Source organism: Pseudomonas lutea, assembly GCF_000759445.1.
Classification (GTDB): domain Bacteria; phylum Pseudomonadota; class Gammaproteobacteria; order Pseudomonadales; family Pseudomonadaceae; genus Aquipseudomonas; species Aquipseudomonas lutea.
On sequence record NZ_JRMB01000001.1, the window covers coordinates 1,094,601 to 1,112,261 of the forward strand.

Annotated in this window: 15 protein-coding genes; all 15 read right to left on the reverse strand. The window is 59.7% G+C overall.

The genetic code is table 11. The features are described from left to right. Positions 1-191: 191 nt before the first annotated feature. Entirely contained in the window at positions 192-929 is a 738-nt protein-coding gene (locus LT42_RS24835; protein WP_276209488.1) for a type VI secretion system ImpA family N-terminal domain-containing protein, read from the reverse strand. Between the two features lie 11 nt (positions 930-940). Next, positions 941-1,381, reverse strand: coding sequence for a type VI secretion system baseplate subunit TssE (gene tssE, locus LT42_RS04520; protein ID WP_037010293.1), 441 nt, complete (start codon positions 1,379-1,381; stop codon positions 941-943). A 2-nt stretch (positions 1,382-1,383) separates the two neighbouring features. Continuing rightward, positions 1,384-1,920 (reverse strand): type VI secretion system lipoprotein TssJ, encoded by a 537-nt coding sequence (gene tssJ, locus LT42_RS04525; protein ID WP_037010294.1) that lies wholly within the window; start codon positions 1,918-1,920, stop codon positions 1,384-1,386. After that, positions 1,901-3,136 (reverse strand): type VI secretion system baseplate subunit TssG, encoded by a 1,236-nt coding sequence (tssG, locus tag LT42_RS04530; RefSeq protein ID WP_081955312.1) that lies wholly within the window; start codon positions 3,134-3,136, stop codon positions 1,901-1,903. The genes tssJ and tssG overlap by 20 nt, the downstream gene beginning before the upstream one ends. After that, positions 3,100-4,869 (reverse strand): type VI secretion system baseplate subunit TssF, encoded by a 1,770-nt coding sequence (gene tssF / locus LT42_RS04535; RefSeq protein ID WP_037010296.1) that lies wholly within the window; start codon positions 4,867-4,869, stop codon positions 3,100-3,102. The genes tssG and tssF overlap by 37 nt, the downstream gene beginning before the upstream one ends. A gap of 22 nt (positions 4,870-4,891) precedes the next feature. Next, a complete protein-coding gene (gene tssA / locus LT42_RS04540; RefSeq protein WP_037010298.1) occupies positions 4,892-6,517 on the reverse strand; it encodes a type VI secretion system protein TssA in 1,626 nt (541 codons plus the stop codon). Next, a complete protein-coding gene (locus LT42_RS04545; RefSeq protein ID WP_276209489.1) occupies positions 6,514-9,900 on the reverse strand; it encodes an ImcF-related family protein in 3,387 nt (1,128 codons plus the stop codon). The genes tssA and LT42_RS04545 overlap by 4 nt, the downstream gene beginning before the upstream one ends. Beyond that, positions 9,897-11,054: a hypothetical protein gene (locus tag LT42_RS04550; protein ID WP_052075071.1), complete on the reverse strand. Its 1,158-nt coding sequence runs from the start codon at positions 11,052-11,054 to the stop codon at positions 9,897-9,899. The genes LT42_RS04545 and LT42_RS04550 overlap by 4 nt, the downstream gene beginning before the upstream one ends. 2 nt (positions 11,055-11,056) lie before the next feature. Then, positions 11,057-11,401 carry a PAAR domain-containing protein gene (locus LT42_RS25135; RefSeq protein ID WP_338050478.1) on the reverse strand — a complete coding sequence of 115 codons (345 nt, stop codon included), beginning with the start codon at positions 11,399-11,401 and terminating at the stop codon, positions 11,057-11,059. Between the two features lie 104 nt (positions 11,402-11,505). After that, entirely contained in the window at positions 11,506-12,288 is a 783-nt protein-coding gene (locus LT42_RS04555; RefSeq protein ID WP_037010300.1) for a hypothetical protein, read from the reverse strand. A 41-nt stretch (positions 12,289-12,329) separates the two neighbouring features. Next, on the reverse strand, positions 12,330-13,130 hold the full coding sequence (locus LT42_RS04560; protein ID WP_037010302.1) for a hypothetical protein: 801 nt from the start codon (positions 13,128-13,130) through the stop codon (positions 12,330-12,332). 40 nt (positions 13,131-13,170) lie between these two features. Then, on the reverse strand, positions 13,171-13,878 hold the full coding sequence (locus tag LT42_RS04565) for a hypothetical protein (RefSeq protein ID WP_052075072.1): 708 nt from the start codon (positions 13,876-13,878) through the stop codon (positions 13,171-13,173). A gap of 127 nt (positions 13,879-14,005) precedes the next feature. Next, a complete protein-coding gene (locus LT42_RS25615; protein WP_152597584.1) occupies positions 14,006-14,830 on the reverse strand; it encodes a hypothetical protein in 825 nt (274 codons plus the stop codon). Beyond that, positions 14,827-15,621 carry a hypothetical protein gene (locus tag LT42_RS04570; protein ID WP_037010303.1) on the reverse strand — a complete coding sequence of 265 codons (795 nt, stop codon included), beginning with the start codon at positions 15,619-15,621 and terminating at the stop codon, positions 14,827-14,829. Before LT42_RS04570 ends, LT42_RS25615 begins: the two co-directional genes overlap by 4 nt. Continuing rightward, positions 15,614-17,656 carry a lipase family protein gene (locus LT42_RS04575; protein ID WP_037010305.1) on the reverse strand — a complete coding sequence of 681 codons (2,043 nt, stop codon included), beginning with the start codon at positions 17,654-17,656 and terminating at the stop codon, positions 15,614-15,616. Before LT42_RS04575 ends, LT42_RS04570 begins: the two co-directional genes overlap by 8 nt. Between the last annotated feature and the right edge of the window lie 5 nt (positions 17,657-17,661).

Consider the following 17,661-nt stretch of genomic DNA (forward strand, 5'->3'; position numbering starts at 1 on the left):
TGAAAGATCGGCAGTATCCCGGCGAAACTCGGTCCTTGTGGCTGAGTGCAGCCCTGCAGGAGCCGGCGTGCTGGCGAACGCGGGGACTATTCGCTGCCGTGGCGTCGGGCGCGTTCGCCAGCACGTTGGCTCCTACGGACCGCGGCACCCTATGACCGCCGCCGTACTGTGGCTGGCGTGAATCGCGTACCTCAGCTTCCGGTAAAGGCGGCAAGCAAAACCAGCAGGGCCGATCCCAGGCATGCCAGCCACGCCAGCCCTCGCCTGTTCGCGGCAGGCTTGGTATCTGGCCGCCTGGCGCTTTTAATCTCCCGCCCCATTCCCGGCACTGCGGGATGCTCGGCGGCGTGTGCATCCGGCGGCTTGATCGAGGCGCCAGCCCCTCGCCGCGCCTGCTCACGGGCATCACGTTCTATGCGGCACGCCAGTCGCGCAATCTGTTGGCGCAGGCCATCCAGCGGGTTGACAGTATCCGCAGGCTGGCCGACCAGCCTCAGGTGCAAATGCGCCAGCTGCCGTTCGATCAGGCCAAGGCGCGGCAGATCGTGCGCGTCCAGTGCTGTACTTCGCAGCGCCCCCTGCAACAGAACATTTAGCCGCCTGAGTATGTCCGCCCGCGCCGACAGGCCACGCGGCCAGGGATTGGCGCCCGCCGCCACCAGCGTCTCGATCACGTTGAGGCCTTGCACCAGCCCGTCGAGGCCGTCCAGGTGACTGCGCGCAAGTACATACCACGCGGCCGATTGCAGGTCCGCGCCGTTGCAGGCAAAGAGCCTGAGGCAGCGCTGTTCTACGCAGCGCCATTGCACATCAGGACACGCAGGGTGACCGAGCTTGGCCATTTCCGCGCACAGCGCCTGGTACTCCGGCAGCCCGCGTGGATCAGCGCCTGCGACGGTGCGCAGTTCAGCGTTTTCGATCACGTTCACCTCCTTGCTCCTCAGCAGCGCTGCTGCAGGTCATGGCGCTTGAGGTGGCGTACCACAGCGCGCCCCTCCGGGCTCAAGGTCGTGCCGAACGTCGCGGTGCGTTCGCCATGCAGCGTCGCCTCCAGGGCATAGACCAGATGCCCCGGCTGGGTCTGCGGCAAGAGCTCAATGTGCAGCGACACCAGACGCGGCTCGTATTTAAGCAAGGTGTCGGCGATGGTGCGCATCAGCCCATGGGCGGCAGACGGCAGGTCCTCGAGCACGGTGGCCATGTCAGGCAAACCGAAATCGGGCAGATGCGCCAGCGTGCCCGCCCGGCTATTGAGGATGCGCTGAAGGTTATCCAGCACCGAAAGCACGTACTGGTCGTCTTCAGTCACCTGATGCAGGTCGAGTTCGCCACTGAAATTCTGCAGCAGCGTCTCGTACAGCGAGGGGTTGAGTGCAGCCATGGTCAGTCCTCGGCCAACGGCCGCAACGTCAAGCGGTTGCCACTCAGTTCGATCACCCGGGGCCGCTCGGCATCAAGGTCGTCGCGTTTGAACACCAGCCGCCAGTCGTTGCGCTGCGCATCGGGCTCGCGGAACAAACCGACCGCGGCAATGACAGCAGCGTTCTCGTCCAGCGGCACATCCAGCTGCGCGCCCTCCCCGGGCCTGACGACCACCGAGCGCTGGTCCAGCAGGTCGCTGCCGAGCACGCGCTGGGCATCGCGCAGCAGATCATCGTAACTGGCGTTATTGACCGAGGCACCGTCGCGCAGCTGATACACCCGCACCATGACCGGCACCGAGAGCGCGCGCATGTCGGTGCCTTCGGTGTTCAAGGCCATTCGCCCGTCGAAGTCCAGCCGCAGCGTGCGCAATTGCTTGTGGAAGATCGAGTCGGCGAGCGAAGCAGAGGATTCGGACACGCTTTGCGTCATCCCGCAGCCGCTGATGAGAAGCCCGAGGGCAAGCATGGGCAACGCGCTAAATATGGATCGAGACATAGAGAGGTATTCCTTCCAGAGTTCGGGGTTTGAGGCCCTTGTAACGACCCAGGTAGATCGTGACTGTTGTGGGGGAGAAGGCGCGGGATGGATCCGGGTCTGGGTCTGGGTCTGGGTCTGGGTATGGCCTGGGGATTGGGTCAGGAGATGTTTGCGGGGCCGAGTCATCTGCCGAATCAATCTCTGAGCCCGGTTCATGAAGGTGGACCGGGGTTGCTTGCCCGGTTGACCGGCACTGCAGCGCAAGGCTGGCGGTCATGCCCAGCAGCACGCCTGCGCCGCTCAACACTGACGGTGGCAGGCAGGCGACGGGCAGCGACAGGTGCAAGCGCACCGTGCAGCGCCAGCCCAGATACACCTGCAACAGCACCAGCAAGTCGCGGCGCAACGTGCCACCGGGCAACCAGTTGCGGGCCTCGTGGTGGTCGGCGGTGAATAACGTCAGCAGCAACTCGCTGTTGACGTCCCAACCGACGCGGCCCAATGGTGTGTTCTGGGAGAGGCTCACCGGGCGCGCCGCCGACAAGCTGGCGGGTGCCGCCAATGTAATACTCAGCGGCCAGTGCGGCGCGGTCGTCGCCTGAGTACGCGCAGCCAGCACCCGCACCAGGGCGGTGATGCCTTCTGCGTTGCGGGTCGGCAAACGCATGATGCCCAGCAGTGCGAGAAACCGCGACAGCGGCGTTTCCACGCGTTTGGCCGTGCCGGGAATGCCCAACCCGATCAACCCGAACAGGCATTGAGAAGTGGCATCCACGCCGCCGCTGGCGAACGACGCCGGGTAGGAATACTTGCGCCAGATCCGGTAGTACTGGGTGAATATCCGGTGGTTGAAGACGTCGAGAAACGCCTCCAGGGCCTCATGGCCTTCACGTCGCTGGGCAATGTCGTCCAGATAACGGGTCGGGAGCGGCGAATCCACGCCGTACAGCCCCAGCACCCGCGTGCGCACGGTCGCGGGCAGCGCACTGTTCTGCGACGGCCATTCAAGCCCTTTCAGTTCGCTGGCCGGAAAGCCCATTCCGGGATCGGGGCGAAAGCGCACCAGGTCGTCGGCCGGGCGTTCGGAACTGCCCAAGGGCGGCTGGCCAGGCGCCGCGTCTTCAACCAGTTGGCAGAAGCGGTAAACGTTCGCCTCAGCCACCCGGCCGCGCAGCGCGTCAAGGAGTACCGCGACGGTCAGCCGGGGATCCGCTGGCTGTGGTTTTCGCTCCATCGCAGGCTCCTCCCGGTCGGTTGCAGCACCAGAGTGACCTGAGTGAACAAGTGAATGTCCGCGTACAGCGCAAAGAACCGATTAAGCATTTCGCCAAACAGGCAGATGTCGCCCTGGCCACCGAAGCCGTCGGCGTCCAGCGTGATCTGGATGTCCACGCCGCGCAGCAGAAAGCCCTTTTCGAAGCGCTGAATCAGGTGGTGGCTGACCTCGACAATGGCTTCCAGGCGACGTCGATTCAGCTCGCTGCCCGTCCAGTCGTAGAGCGCCAGAGTGCCGCGCAGCACTTCGGCGTTGTCGAGCATGGGCAAAAACGTGGAGCCCAGATGGCTCAATATCCGCCAGTGGAAGCGGTCGCGGCTGGGCGGGTACAACGGCAGCGTCGGCGCGCAAAGGTTACGCACGCGCAGACCGACCTGGATCGAGTGCAGCGGTGTGTCGAGCACCGTGCTTTGCAAGGCCTTGCGCGGCAACTGGCCGTTGGTGCCGGTCAGGCGCAGCGACAGACAGGGGCGCTGGCTGAGCCGGTCGACGTCCGCGCCCTCTCCGCCCAGGATCAGCCAGGTGTCATGCAGGCCATTGGGCCCGCGTTTGAGGCGAGTATGAAAGTAGCGTTCAGGGGCCTCGTCGTGCAGCATGCCGCCCTTGTGCCGGAAGCTAGAAAACGGCACGTACTCCTCGCGGCCCGAATCTCGGGATGCAGTCACCCGATCAACCGAGTAAATCTCGGTATGTCCGTCCTGCAAGCGCATGGGGCGCAGCAGGTAGTCGGTCTGCAGCGGGTCCAGCGTAAGCGGGTCGGCCTCAAGCGCAAACAGATTGATCACCGGCACGGCGTGCAGGCGCATGTGCTCGGTGCTCAGGGCGAACGCATGGGGCCAGGCTTCGCCCAACACCACGTCGAGTTCGATCCACGCCGCACCGGGGGTGATGTTCATCTGCTCCAGCCCGCACAGCGTCACGAACATGAATTTCTCGCGAAAACTGAAGTACTCCAGCAACAGCTGATAGCCGCTGAACGCACTGTCGCCCTTGGGCCAGAGCTGGTCCTCCTCGCGAAAGCCCTTTGCCGCGAAGTGCCCTTGCAACGGCTGACGTTGCGCATCGGTCGACTGGCGCACGTACATCGCCTGAGCGCCGAGTGTCAGCGCGTTGTGCAAAGCGTTGGCCACGGCGGGAGCGGCGTTGAGGTACAGCGGAATACGGCGCAGGTCCATCTCCCCCCACTGACTCAACGCACCGCAGGAAAAACGCAGGCGGATTACCGAGCGACCGTCCGGTTCCTGCGCCAGCCTCACGAAATCCAGCGTCAGCGGGCGCAGGATCAAATCCTGCGTGGTGGTGTAGCTGCACCGCGTGCGCTGCGGTCCGATGGGCTGCGACTGGATTTCGAAGCCGGTGGCAACGGTCTCGCTCTGCTTCATCTGATTTACGTCGGGCTGCAGTTCGACGATCGACAGCGATGGAATGGTGCGCAGGTAATGCGGCCACAACAGGCTGACAAGGCCTTCGGTCAACTCCGGCAGGTCATCGTCGAGCTTTTCCCGCAGCCGTCCCATCAGGAAGGCAAAGCCTTCGAACAGCCGCTCAACGTAAGGGTCGTGGGCGCCGGGTTTGTCCAGATTCAGCGAGGCGGCGCGGTCGGGGAATGCTTTGGCGAACTCCTGACCGGCCTCGCGCAGGTAACGCATTTCCGCGTCGAAATATTGCAGGGTGAGATTGTCCTGGTTCAAAGATACCTCCTGGTCATAGGTTTCAGACGCACAGCACGGCTGCGCGCACCGGGTCCATCGCTACCAGAGCCGCCAGCAGCGGCTCCATACGTTTGCCCAGCGCAGCCTTGTCGGCGTCACTGCGCTGGGCTTTCATGCGCAGCAGCTTGAGCAGCCGCGCCTTGACTTCAAATACCCGCTCCGGCTCCCACTGCGCCAACCCATGGCGCAGGGCTATGGCGTCCAGTTCACCGAGCAGGTGCAACGCCAGCTCGCTTTTGCCGCACTGTTCCGCGACCCGCGCCATCAGCAGGCGCAGCAGCCAGCGCTGGCGCCCGCTGTGAATGTCAGGCCGCGCGCCCAGCCACGCCAGCGCCTGCTCGACGCCGTCACGATCAGCCTGGGCCAGCGCTTCGCTTTCCAGCGCCAGAATGTCCGCCTCGCCGGCGGTGGAGGCAGCGGGCGTGGCAAGCCATGCCTGGGTGTCCTGACGGATGACGTGCTGCTCGATCCACTCGCGCGTGGTCTCATCGGCGAACGTCGAACCGTCGTTCCAGCACAGCGTTTCAAGCCCCGGCAGACGGTCCAGAAGCATGCTCAGGTCATCCTTGACGATGCGCGCCCAGCCTTCGTACGGCGCGGGTTGCTTGCTCAGCGCCTGGTAAAGGAACCACTGCAGGTCGAGCCAGAAATGGTTCACGCCCTCGGCGAACATGCGCTCGACCTGATCGAGCAGTTCGTTCCAGCTCTGCTGCACGTACAAGCGCTTGAGCTGCGCGCGGTATTCGCCCCGCGGCGGTGCCAGCCGTGTGCGCCCGCTGGCGTCCTGCGGCGGCGACTGATGCACCGTGTCCCAGCGCAGGCTTTTGATCAGGCGGTGGGCGGCGAGCCAGCCCTGGGGTTGCTCGCGCAGGTAACCGGCCAGCGCGCGTCCGCTGTCGAGCAAATCGCGACCGGAGCGGATGACATCGGGCGCAGGCGCCGCGCTTTGCCTGGTGCTGTCTCGGCCATCGGACTCACCATTGACGGCAACCTCGCGCGCATTGCGGCTGGCGCCGAACTGCGGCACCACTGCGTCAAGCCCGCCAGCCTGGGCAAGGCGCGCCGACAACGCCGCGTACAGCGCGCCCAGTTCCGGACGTTGCGCTGCCGGCCATGCAAGCAGCACGTGATCCAGCCAGGTGAGCGCGGCGACGGTGCGTTCGGCTTCGGCCTTCACCACCTCCGGGTACAGCATCAGGCTGTCCAGTACCTTGGCACTGGCCAGCCATTCCAGCGCGACTTTGCGGCTGTTCGACCGCAACGGCAGCACTTGGGCCGTGTAGCGTTCGATCATGGCAGCCAGCAGGCTCAGCCCTTGCGACAGTCCCGCCTCGCCGTCCCGGTGCAGGCGCGCCCAGAGGTAATAGGTGAGCACGCGCAGGTCCTTGCATTTGCCCTTGAGCAGCGTCTCGGCCAGTGCGATGACCCGATCGGCGTTCGCACCGGACAACTTGTTGACCTCCTCGCGCATGCTTTGGAAATCATCGTCGTAGCCCGGGTCAGCACCCACAGCCGACTCGGCACTGATCGGCGCCAGCCAGGGTTCCCAAGGTTCAGCGTGGGTTCTGGCCAGCTTCACGGCGTCACGCTCGCCCAGTGCGGCGGCCATCAGCTGTTGCAGGCTCATTCGCTCACCTCGTTGCGCGGTGGTGTGTTTGCGCTGGCAACCCCGTTGAGGAAGATTTGCCGCGGCAGGCGGAAGTTACGCAGCGCCAGCAGGCTCATGGGCCCCGCCCCCAGTTCGGTGCGCATGTGCCACGTCAAGGCCAGGCCGTCGGGCGCCGGGACGGTGATGCGGTAGCGGCTGTCGCTGTCGTCCAGCGACGTGACGGTGGCGGCGTCGAGCAAGCGAATCAGCCCCCATGGCCCCTCAAAGTCGCCGTATAGGCGCTCGCCGCTGCGCACGCTGGTCCAGCTGAGGCTGGCACCGGGGTAATCGCTGCTGCCGGGCCAGCCGAAGCGCTGCCAGCTTTCTTTTTGGTTGAAGTACTGATGCCGCGCGCCATTGAGCACAAAGGTGGTCTGGACCACGTCACGCACCGGCTTGCCCTGCAACTCGAAGTGCAGACCCATGCCGCCGTCGGTATAGAGCACGTCGGCCAGATGGCTGAGCTGGTTCACGGCCGCAAGAAAGCGCGGGTTGATCGGCAGGCTCTGACCGTGGGCGGGGTCTGCCACCCAGCGATCACCGTCCTTGCGCAGAACCCCGTTGAGTTCCTGCTGCAAGAACTGCTCGATGCGCCCCGAGTCCGAGCGGATCATTTTGCCCAGCATGGGTAATGACGCATCGCTGCCGGTGGCGGCGAACGGATAGCGGCCCAGAAATGCCTGATCCCAATGTTCGACCACCGCCTGCTGCCACTGCCGGTTGAGCGCCGCGGCTGAGGGCTCCAGGACTGTTCGCCAGGCCTGATCCAGCGGCTGAACAAACAGCGCGTGGGCCACGCCGTCCCACTCTTCACCAAGGCTGGCCGCCAGCAGCTCGCCGTAGGCGCGGGTGTCGGTAAGGTCGATGCCCTTGCCCTGAAACACCGTCTGCGCCATGGCCTGGGTCATGCCCTGAGGGTCGGGGGCATGGCCGATCTGCTGCAACTTCAGGCGCACCCGCGTCACACGCGTCAGAAACGCCTGCAAGCTGAGTTCGTCGTCGCCGCCATTGCCTTGCGGGTCCTTGCCCAGCAACTCCAACAGCGGGCCGAACGTCGCATCCAGTGGCCCGGCCGGAATGTCCGTCAACTGACTGATGGCCGGGACGCGTGCCACACGCTCGCTACCCATCAGCTTCTGCGCGGATTGCACCAGCGACTCCTTGAGCCCCTGCTCAAGGTTGCCGGCCTGGCCCTGCCATGCGAGGGTGTTCATGAAGGCAATCAACGGCGACTGGCGGACATCGCTCATGAGCGTCAATTGATCGATGACATCGGCCAGGCTGTCTGCCCGCCGCCACTGCACGCTGTTGAGGAACGCCAGCCAGGCGCCCGAGTAGTCATCAAAATAGCGCTCGGTCAGCCGCGCCCGCAGTTGCTCCGGCGAAGTGCCCGCTACACCGGCGTTGCTGGCGATGGCGCTGCTGCGCTGATCACTGAGCACCCAGTCGATCTGCTCGCGCCGCGCCGCGACAACCTCGTCGATGGCCTGACGCACCTGCCCTTCCCAGGCTTGCCGGGTGAACATGCCCGGCACCTTTGTCTGCGTGTAGAACAACGGCCAGGCGTCCTTGTCATCGACCATCTGCTCAAGGCCGAGATCGGGGTGATGGGTCGACGCTGCCTCCAGCACCTGCCGATAGAGACTGGCTTCGCCATTGCGCTGCCCCAGCTGCGTGAGCAGCACCTGGCGCGCATGGGCGACCAAGGCCTCGTCCGGGATGATGCGCCATTGCGGATTCGCCGCCAAATGCTCCGCGTAAAACTGCCAGAGCCTCGGCGACAGCCCTTTCCACAGCCCCGGCGCTACGCCCATGCGCGCAGGTTCCGCGTGGCTGAGGGCCGTGACCAGAAATGCCGCGTCCGCCTTTTCCGGCTGCGCCATCATCAGATAGGCCTTGAGCTGGACATAAGCGTTGTGCGCGCCCTTGGCACGCCGCGCGCTGTCTGCCGGTGTGTCGACCAGCGCCGCAAGCTGACGCCTGAGGTTTTCCGCTGCCGGGTCACGCATCAGCCGGTTGTTGGCCTCGACGTAGCGCGGCCACATGGCGGCGAGCAAGGCATCGTTCTGGCTCAAGCCGAAGCGCTGGTGCCACGGCTCGCCTCGCTGGGCATGAACCTTCAGCCGTTCCATCTCCAGAATCAGCGCGTTGAGCGCGAGCAGTTGCTGGTCCCGGTGGCCCGAAGACTTGACGTCATCGAGGGCCGTGCTGATCTCAACGATCTGCGCGCGATGAGCGGAAAACGACAGCAGCACGCCCGACGCCCACACCACCGCGACGGCCATTACAAGCGTGTAGCCAACGCGGCTGGCGGGCCAGCCCAGGCGCCGGGCCTGGCGGGTTTTGCCGGCGAGGACACCTGCCCAGGCCGCATCCGGCAGCCACGCATGGCCAGCCGATTGAGCGGCCTGCGCTGGCAAACTGAACCACAGGCCGCGCAACGGCACGCTGCGGGCAAACCTGCCGAACAACGGCGTCAGTGCCTGGCACCAGCGAGCGATGCCCTCTGCTTGCAAGTCCCGACCCAGGCGCAGGAGGAAGTCATGGGCCTGGGTCTCCTGAACCTGAGCCAGGCCGCGCGTCAACGAAGGCTCATTAAGGCGGCCCATCGCCGCCATCAACTTCGCTGCGGTCAACCGCGCAGGCAACAGACACCCGAGCGTTTCCCGAGGGCGCTTCAACGGCGGCCTCGCGTCGTCGCAGACTTGCCACACGTGCAACGGCAGTTGCCAACCGACGTCGCCGGCCAGTTTTTTCAGGCCCGCCACGCCGTTGGACATGGCCGCGGCGTCGTTACTTTGCTGAATATCAAGCGCCCAGACCACGCCGTGCACGCCACGCCGGTGCAACACTGCCTGCCATTGGGCAGCGGCTTCAGCGCTCTGCGTTTGCGGGCTGCCGCCCCACAGCAGCACGGTGTTCTGACTGTCGAGCCATTTGGCGTCGGCCAGGCCTGGCGCGATGGCTTCAATCTGTTTGGGCTCGCCGACAATGAGGTAGAAGCGGGTGCGCAGGCGTTGCAGGGGGGTGTATTGCTGGAGTAGGTAATTCTGCAGCGCCACGGCGCCCGAGACCTTTTCAGTTGAAGCCGTGGATGGCGCCTCATCCGGTGGGAATACGCTATCACCCGGCTGCCGCTTGATGCTTCGGCGGCTCTTCATCAGCGCCAGGGCGCGGGGAATGGTTTGCACCAGCAGCGCGATCAGCATCAGTAGCAGAAACGCGAAGATTTGCTGATGCCGCTCCGTCAGTCCGACCCTTGCGCCATAGGCGTAAATGAACCAGCCCAGCGCCGCTGCAAACGCGACAAGCCATACCGCGCCGCCGACGCGACGCCAACCATTGCCGATCAAGGCTTTCATGACATTTCTCCCGGTGTGACGGTGGTGATCCAGCGGCCCGTGTCTTCACTCGCCAGCAGCAACAAGGGTTGCCGCGCGAGCCTGGCCATCTCGATGCCAAGCGCGGCCAGCAGCCAGTGGCCGCAGGGCCCCGGCGCGCCGTTCACGGCCTCCAGAATCCAGCGGTTTTCAACTGGCAGCGCTGCACCCTCGGCACCGGCTGCCGCCAGTAATGTGTGGGCCACCGGCTGCCATTCAGCGCGGTCGGCCAACAGGCCCGTTGCCTGGCGGGCAGCGGCTTGAATCTGCAGGAAGGTGGTGAAATCGGTTGCCGACGCGTCGATGTCGAGGGGCATGGGCCGCAATAGGCGTGCAGCAACGGGTAACGTGTGGGCACTGGCGACTGCGTCGGTGCACAGCACAATGGCGGCGAGGCCGTCGGAGTAGGCGTCATCGCCGTGGAGCTGGATGACGAGGATGAATTCGACGTGGTCGCTTGGGGTCTTGAGCCGTTCTTCCATCCACGCGAAGGGAAGCTGAGCTGTGACGTGAACGGCGCTGATGACGGATGACGGGGTAAGGTCCGTCAGACGCTGCTGACAAATGTGAGTGAGCGCTGCGTATTCACCCTGTGGAGCATCGGTCAGAACAGTGACACTGAAGTTTTCTCCCGGTGGCAGCGGCACCAGGACAGCCGAAAGCGAATCCATCAGTTGGACCAGACCTGCCATGGCCCGGCCTTTTTTGCTCTTTGGAAGGCGAGCTATGCGGCGCGTTTTGCCCGATTGCGGGATGGGCGTCTGTGCCGGTTTCATCAATGCCACCGCAGACACAGGCTCGGGCAAAAGAACGAGCGCCGCCATGACAGCCATATAACGTTGACCCCATTGCGTCCAGGCCACCTGCGCCAGCCGGGTCCGCTCCTGCAGCAGCGTGTACTCTTCTAGCGCGACACCGTAGGCATGCATGCGCGCTGCCAGGGCGAGAATGGCCACCGCCAACGGCGATGCGCTGAATGCCCACACATTTAACACCTGCAGTTCAGGCAATACGGCATACAGCAGAAACATCAGCACAGCCGACGCCACGGCTGAAACCACGATCAGCAGCCATCGAACCGTCGACGGTGGTTTGGGAGCGAGCGCTGCTTGCGCGTATTCACGTTGCCACGCCATCTTCAGCCCACCGCCCAGTCAGGTGCGCTGGACATTACCTGGCAGCCGCACAGTGAGTGGCAACCATCGACGACCAGCGCACGGCCGTCCTCTAACCAGTCGGCACAACCTTCAATAATTGGATTAACGCCATGTCCAGGTACGGGACACATAACCAGATCGCCTACGAGAGCGACTGCCTTGCCTTGGGTGATATGAGTGGATGATGCGGAAACCACCGCACCTCCGTGGGTGGTCTTGTCACCCAACAATACGAATCCCTGTGACATTGAAAGATCCCTTAATAATGAATTGATGAAGCCGTGTATTAATTCCGTGCGAGCGGGTGCCGGGACGAGCGGATACATTGCGCGTGCTTGTGACGTGCTAAGTGTTAACGGTACGGGCCGGTACTCATTGGCCTGAGGCCGGCATAACTAGCAGGAGCGGCGAGTTACGCCTTACGCTATTGTCATGGGTTAGCCTCTGCCTTCAAACGAATCGCCTCAAGCTTGCGAAAGTTCGGGGCATCGCTGTCATCAGAATCAGAGGTCCCGTCTGGGTAAATAAAAGCGGGGTGAACTCCGGTCTCTTTGAACTGACGCTCTTTTGATGTCACGACATCGTTGGCATGAAGCACCGCCTCAAAATTTATATTTCGTGCTTGAGGGGCAAAGTACGTCGGATAAGGCACCACTTCACCCACCAGATTGACCTTCTTGACGTAATCCCTCTTCAAGACATCGCGCAGCCATGGATAGTAGTCATTTTTAATATCGAGATCCTTCCCGGCCACGTTCTTAAGCCATTTGGGCAGGGAATCAGGATTGTGCGGCTGAAACAGGACCAGAACATCACCTCCCGTTCCCACAACCGCACCCTCGCCGATGCGCTCAGGCGATTGAACATGCACGCCAAACGACACGTAAGCCGCGCGCCACCTACAGAGCCCGCCGCCATCAACAGCAAAATTGGCGTCATAGGCATTGCCCTCCCCGCGCCGTTTGAACGCTACAGTTTGCAGCCTGATGTTGCCGAACACATCAGGGCCCTCATAAACGTTTTGGCAGATCGTTGATCGATAACCCACGGCCATAGGGGGTGGAACTAACCCTTCCGATACCTTGATCGTCACAGTGACATGTTCCCCATCCGGGTCCGGATGCACTTCATAGTCGAGCGCACACCCACTGAGCGTTGAAACCAACGTGAGAGCTATGAGTAAAGCCCTGACGTTTGATGCAATCTGATTCATTTGATCATCCTGAAGATGCCCTGCGGCGCTGAGCCCTTTTATTATTTCGCGTTGATTTTCAAGCGGATCGCCTGCATTTTCTCAACGTCCGGGTTTAACCCCACGCTGGACTCCTCTGTTCCGTCGGGGTAGAGAAAGGTTGTAATCTCAACTTCATCAAAGACCTTTTTCTTGGGTGAGGTCGACGTCACAACAAGGTCTGGGTGCAGCACTGGCTCAAAGTATATATTTCGTGCCTCGGGGGCCTTGTAGGTTCGATAACCTGTGTATTGGTTGGTCAAGTTTACGCTCTTCTCATAGTAACCGAGTACGTAGGCTTCCCTTACCCAAGGATAGTAATCCTTCACAATTTTCAGGTCCGGGCCTTCTACAACCTGGTCAATGCCATCATAGGATGAGTGCTGCCGATCGAAGTTAATAATCACCGTCCCGCCAATGCCAGTTGCCACTCTCTTTCCAAAAGAGCTTGGAATCCGATAGGTGACTCCGAATTCGATGTTAGTGAGTTGCCATCCACACTCACCGCCGCCATTGGTGAATACCTCTGCCTCGTAGAAATCCGTTTCTCCGCGCCTTGTGAACTTCAAAGTCTGTAAGTTTAATCCTGGAAACGGTATACGGCTCACATCGGCAAGGTCGACAAACATTCGGCATCTCGCAGACCGGTACTGGGCATGCAAGGACTTGGGCACCAGCTCTGCAGACACCTTCATCACGATTTTGACCTTTTCACTGTCGGGCGGCGGCGCCAGAATGCTGTAGTCCTTTACGCAACCGCTTATGAAGGCGAATAGCGCAAAGCATAAGAGCCTGGTTTTTGCGTAGAGTGTCGAGTTGTTCATAATAGATTCCTAAAAACAAAGTGCAGCACACTGAACAATTTCATTTACTCGCCTCCGCCGCCAAGCGGATTTTTTGCATTTTTTCAAAGTTAGGCCTCGCTCGCCAATCGGATTCCACAGAGCCATCGGGATAGTGAAATTTTATGAAATCTCCGATGACGTGCTTCTTCGGCGACACAGATGTTACTACCACGTCCGAGTGCAGTATCGGCTCAAAGTATATATTCCGTGCCTCTCGAGCTTCGTAAGTAAGATAACCCCCGCCTTCACTAGACAGGTTCGCGCGCCTGGCATAACCATCGATGAATTTTTCGCTGAGCCACGGATAGTAATCCTTTACTATTTTCAGGTCCGAACCAACGACTACCCTAACTCCACCAACACTTATTGGCGCGTTTTTTTCATCAAATTTTATTATAACCGTGCCACCAGTGCCAGACGTTATACCCTCCTCAAAACCACCTGGAATACGGTATTTTATGCCGACTATGACGTTGCTGAGACGCCATTTGCATGGTCCCCCGGCATTAATGAATAATCCTGCTTCATAGAACCTGGTTGCTCCGCGCTTCGTTAATGTCGAATCAAACCCTCTACGACCTTCTAGCGACTCTGCCCTCCGATCGCCATCACGGACGACTCTGCGGCATATAGCCGAGCGGTACATAACTCGCAAAGGCTCTGGCTCCAGCTCTTCAGGCATCTTTATAACGATCTCGACTTTCTCGCCATCTGGTGGTGGATTCATACCGTAGTCTTTCGCGCAGCCGCTGATAAATGGGAGCAACACCAAGCATGAAACCGAAGCCTTTAAAAATGACGTAGCGTTATTCATGGAATATTTGTCACTACAGACGGTGGAGTACCTGGCGACTTCACTTCTTCGCCTCCGCGTCCAAACGAATTTTTTGCAGTTTTTCAAAGTCGGGTTCTGATCTACCATCAGACTCTACTGTTCCGTCAGGGTAATGAAACCCTATAAAATCCCCAATGACGTGTTTTTTGGGCGCTACAGACGTCACCACAAACCCTGAATGCAGAACCGGTTCAAAATATACATTTCTAGCCTGTGGCGCATAATACGTATAATCGCCACCGTCCTTCCCAGAAAGGCCTAGACGTTTAATATACCCACTAATGAAACTCTCTTTTATCCAAGGATATAAATCCTTCACAACATTCACCTCCGACCCGGTTACCGGGACTGGAGTTGAAACTCTAAGCTGAGGGTTGTTGTGATCGAAAGTTACAATTACTTCTGCGCCTGCGCCTGATACTACGCCCTTTCCAAAATTTTGTGGGTTTCGGTGAACAACGCTGAATACCACATTACTTAATCGCCATTCGCATGCGCCTCCGCCGTTCAGGAAAAGCTCTGTTTGATACATACCGGTCTCGCCACTAAGCTCAAACCTCCCCTCATAAAGGTTTTTGCCATCGACCCTTCGAGGCTGACCGTGTGCGTCATGAGTTACGCGTTGACATTTGGCCGATCGATACATAACACGCATAGCAGACGGCTTTAATTCTTCAGGAGTCTTTATAATAAACGTCACTTTTTCCCCGCTTGGTGGCGGTGAGAGGCTACGGTCAGTTGCACATCCGCTCACGAAAAACACTAGAGCCAGGGCTCCCACTAACGACTTCACGTTATTCATCCGGCCTTCCGACAACATTCCGTAAACAGCGAGCGACTTCATTTCTTTACTTCCGCTTTAAGACGAATTTCCTGCAACTTCTCAAAATTAGGTTTTGACTTGCCGTCGGACTCTGTCGTCCCGTCAGGATAATGAAATCTCATAAAATCCCCAATGACGTGTTTCATTGGGGATATTGATGTTACTACATAGCGTGAATGCAACAACGGCTCAAAGTATATTTCACGCGCCTGAGGAGCCTTGTAGCTGATATACCCACCACCCTCACTAGACAAGCCTGCACGCTTAGCGTAACCATCAATGAATTTCTCGCTGACCCATGGGTAATAATCTTCCACGATCTTCAAACCCACCCCCGCCACAGTGCTCTCCCATCCAGTGCTGAATTGCGCGACATTATCGTCAAGCCTCACAATTACGGTCCCGCCTGTTCCGTTTGTTACATTCGACCCAAAGCGACTTGGGATCCGGTACTTCACGCCGAATATGATATTACTTAACTGCCACTCGCACCGCCCTCCGCCGTTAATAAATAATTCCGCCTCATACAGATTTGTAGCGCCGCGCTGCTTGAACGATGTTTCATAACCTTTATACCCGCTCAGCATTTGGGGCTTGCCATTGCTGTCATGGGATACCCGTTGGCAGATCGCTGATCGATACATAACACGCAGGGGCTTCGCTTCCAGTCCCTCAGGCATTTTTATACCAATTTTAAGCTTCTCGCCGCCTGCCAAGGGAACCATGTTGTAATCCTGCGCGCAGCCGTTGAGAATAACTACAGCTGCGAATCCAAACAGCGAATTTCTTAGTTTGGATGGCAAGCTATTCATTTAACGCTCCCGATAGGCTCGCAACTGCATCGAAGCGTTGCAGCGCGACCATTCCGCCCTCCATCTCTTTAGTCACCTTCAATGTTGCACCGACCTTCTCATGCATCGACAGAAACCAGCAATTACGCTTATGTTCATCTTTCGGCGAAGTGCTGCCATGCTTTTCCATCTGCTGCTTAAAACGTTCAATTTCGGCTTGTGCTGCCAGCGGCGGTTTCCGTTTGGGTTCAATAGCCGCGCGTAGGCGATTGCTTATATGCATCATATATTGGCCCATCATGTGGTTGCCGATACCTAACAGCCCTCCAGGCTTCATATTTTTATTCTCTACAAAGATACGGTTGAGCGTGTTGGGGTCTAGGCCGCCAATAAAGTTGAGTTGAGACTGTCCGGCCATCTCACTTTCTGCTTTGTTAAGACTCGGGACTAGATAAAGGTTTGGCCGCTCGGGTAGCCGGGTTTTTATGGTGTTGTAGTAGGGCGCACCTAGACCATCCTTACTCCGATACGCGGGATAAGAGGAACCACGGCTTTGCATATGCTGATCTACCCGGTAAAGCATGGCAATCTCGCCATGATGGCCGTAAGGATCACCGAATTTGACGACATTAGTTGCCAAGGCTTGGCCCATCGACCAAGTGAAACCCAAAGTCGTGCCTAAAGGGCCGTAGAGCCTGTACAGCTCGTTATCCAAATCTGCCTCAGGTGGCACGCTTGGAATAGTGTCGGTGTCATTAACGTGTCGAAAGTGGGCAAACTCAGTCAACCCCTTTAGCGCGTTGATGGTAAACGTGCGTGGCATGCCGTAGGTGTACAGGAGTGGTCTATAGTTCTTGAGCGTAGCTGCATGAATCAATCCCAGCGCACCGCCGAGGCTATGTCCACAAATATAAAGCTTTCTCCCCTCAATACTTTGAGGCAGATCTTGCGTGAGATGGCCCGCATAACACTTCATCGCAGCCTTGAAGGCTCTCTGAAACCCCAGGTGCACTCGCCCCTCAAGTGCCATATCTGCGCAGGTTACGGATGGTGCACAACCGGCTTTTAGCAAGGGCTCCACAGGGCGAAATGTAAGATCTGTTGCTAGATCAGGAGCATGGATCCGGTCGAAGTCGGTTCCTCGCCATGCCACCAGGACGTGAGCGGGGTTTGAAACGGTGAAAAGCTGGGTATCTCCCTCCGGAGGCACTGCGGTCGCAGTATTCATCCTGGTCCAGGTAATATATCTACCATCGAACGGAACGTCAGTGACAAGGCAGGCCCAATTTTTACCCCCATCCCATACTCGCGGGGTCCGTGACAGGTCCAGGCACTGCCGTCCGAAGAACTCGTCTGGAGAACCATGCTGAGCTATGTCTTCATTGCTGTACGACAAGATACTCATCAGCCCCAGGTTGTAGGCATTCGCCAGGCTGTACTGAGTCTCGTCATGATGCAGCACCAACGACCACGCACGCAGCGGGCAAACTTCCAATACATGCCGGGTGTTCAGTGCTTCATAAGGCACCGTAAACCCCGAAAACCCAGCGTCTGGAAAATGGTAGGCCGGCGCTGGAGCGAGCTCTGGCCATGACGGATTAAACGTCGGCAGCTGATCACACAGCTGCCCTATTCGCAGGTAGTGATAGGCATGCCCCAGCTCAATCGCCTGCGTTTCCACCGGTGAAAACCCCGGGCGCTGAACGCCGTACAGAGGTTTGCTGTCACTGACAGCGGGCCGCTCGGGCTCAGGCCTCACCGCTCGCAAGCGCCGCTGTTGGAGAACTTCAGCCAACGGCGTCGCAGGCATCAGCAGTGTCACGTCGAGGGGGTAAAGCGCCTCAAGTCGAATCACGCCCTGGGCATCAGTGCTCCCCGAGTACTCCGCGACGCAGCCATCCCGCACTGCCTGATTGACCACCCGCCATGGCAGATTAGCCAGCGGCTCGCCGAGTTCGTCCACCAGTTGAAATTCAACCCAATGGGTTTTCTGCGGGCCGATGGCCACAGGCTTGTAGGTGCAAAATATGTCCGTCTGGTGCTTTCGGTCTTTCATGCCGG

Coding starts and splice junctions, on each gene's coding strand:
- tssE (WP_037010293.1), bottom strand. CDS start 1,381: ATGGCTGCACTCAACCCCTCGCTGTACGAGACGCTGCTGCAGAATTTC.
- tssJ (WP_037010294.1), bottom strand. CDS start 1,920: ATGTCTCGATCCATATTTAGCGCGTTGCCCATGCTTGCCCTCGGGCTT.
- tssG (WP_081955312.1), bottom strand. CDS start 3,136: ATGGAGCGAAAACCACAGCCAGCGGATCCCCGGCTGACCGTCGCGGTA.
- tssA (WP_037010298.1), bottom strand. CDS start 6,517: ATGAGCCTGCAACAGCTGATGGCCGCCGCACTGGGCGAGCGTGACGCC.
- LT42_RS04545 (WP_276209489.1), bottom strand. CDS start 9,900: ATGAAAGCCTTGATCGGCAATGGTTGGCGTCGCGTCGGCGGCGCGGTA.
- LT42_RS04550 (WP_052075071.1), bottom strand. CDS start 11,054: ATGGCGTGGCAACGTGAATACGCGCAAGCAGCGCTCGCTCCCAAACCA.
- LT42_RS25135 (WP_338050478.1), bottom strand. CDS start 11,401: ATGTATCCGCTCGTCCCGGCACCCGCTCGCACGGAATTAATACACGGC.
- LT42_RS04555 (WP_037010300.1), bottom strand. CDS start 12,288: ATGAATCAGATTGCATCAAACGTCAGGGCTTTACTCATAGCTCTCACG.
- LT42_RS04560 (WP_037010302.1), bottom strand. CDS start 13,130: ATGAACAACTCGACACTCTACGCAAAAACCAGGCTCTTATGCTTTGCG.
- LT42_RS04565 (WP_052075072.1), bottom strand. CDS start 13,878: ATGAATCCACCACCAGATGGCGAGAAAGTCGAGATCGTTATAAAGATG.
- LT42_RS25615 (WP_152597584.1), bottom strand. CDS start 14,830: ATGAAGTCGCTCGCTGTTTACGGAATGTTGTCGGAAGGCCGGATGAAT.
- LT42_RS04570 (WP_037010303.1), bottom strand. CDS start 15,621: ATGAATAGCTTGCCATCCAAACTAAGAAATTCGCTGTTTGGATTCGCA.
- LT42_RS04575 (WP_037010305.1), bottom strand. CDS start 17,656: ATGAAAGACCGAAAGCACCAGACGGACATATTTTGCACCTACAAGCCT.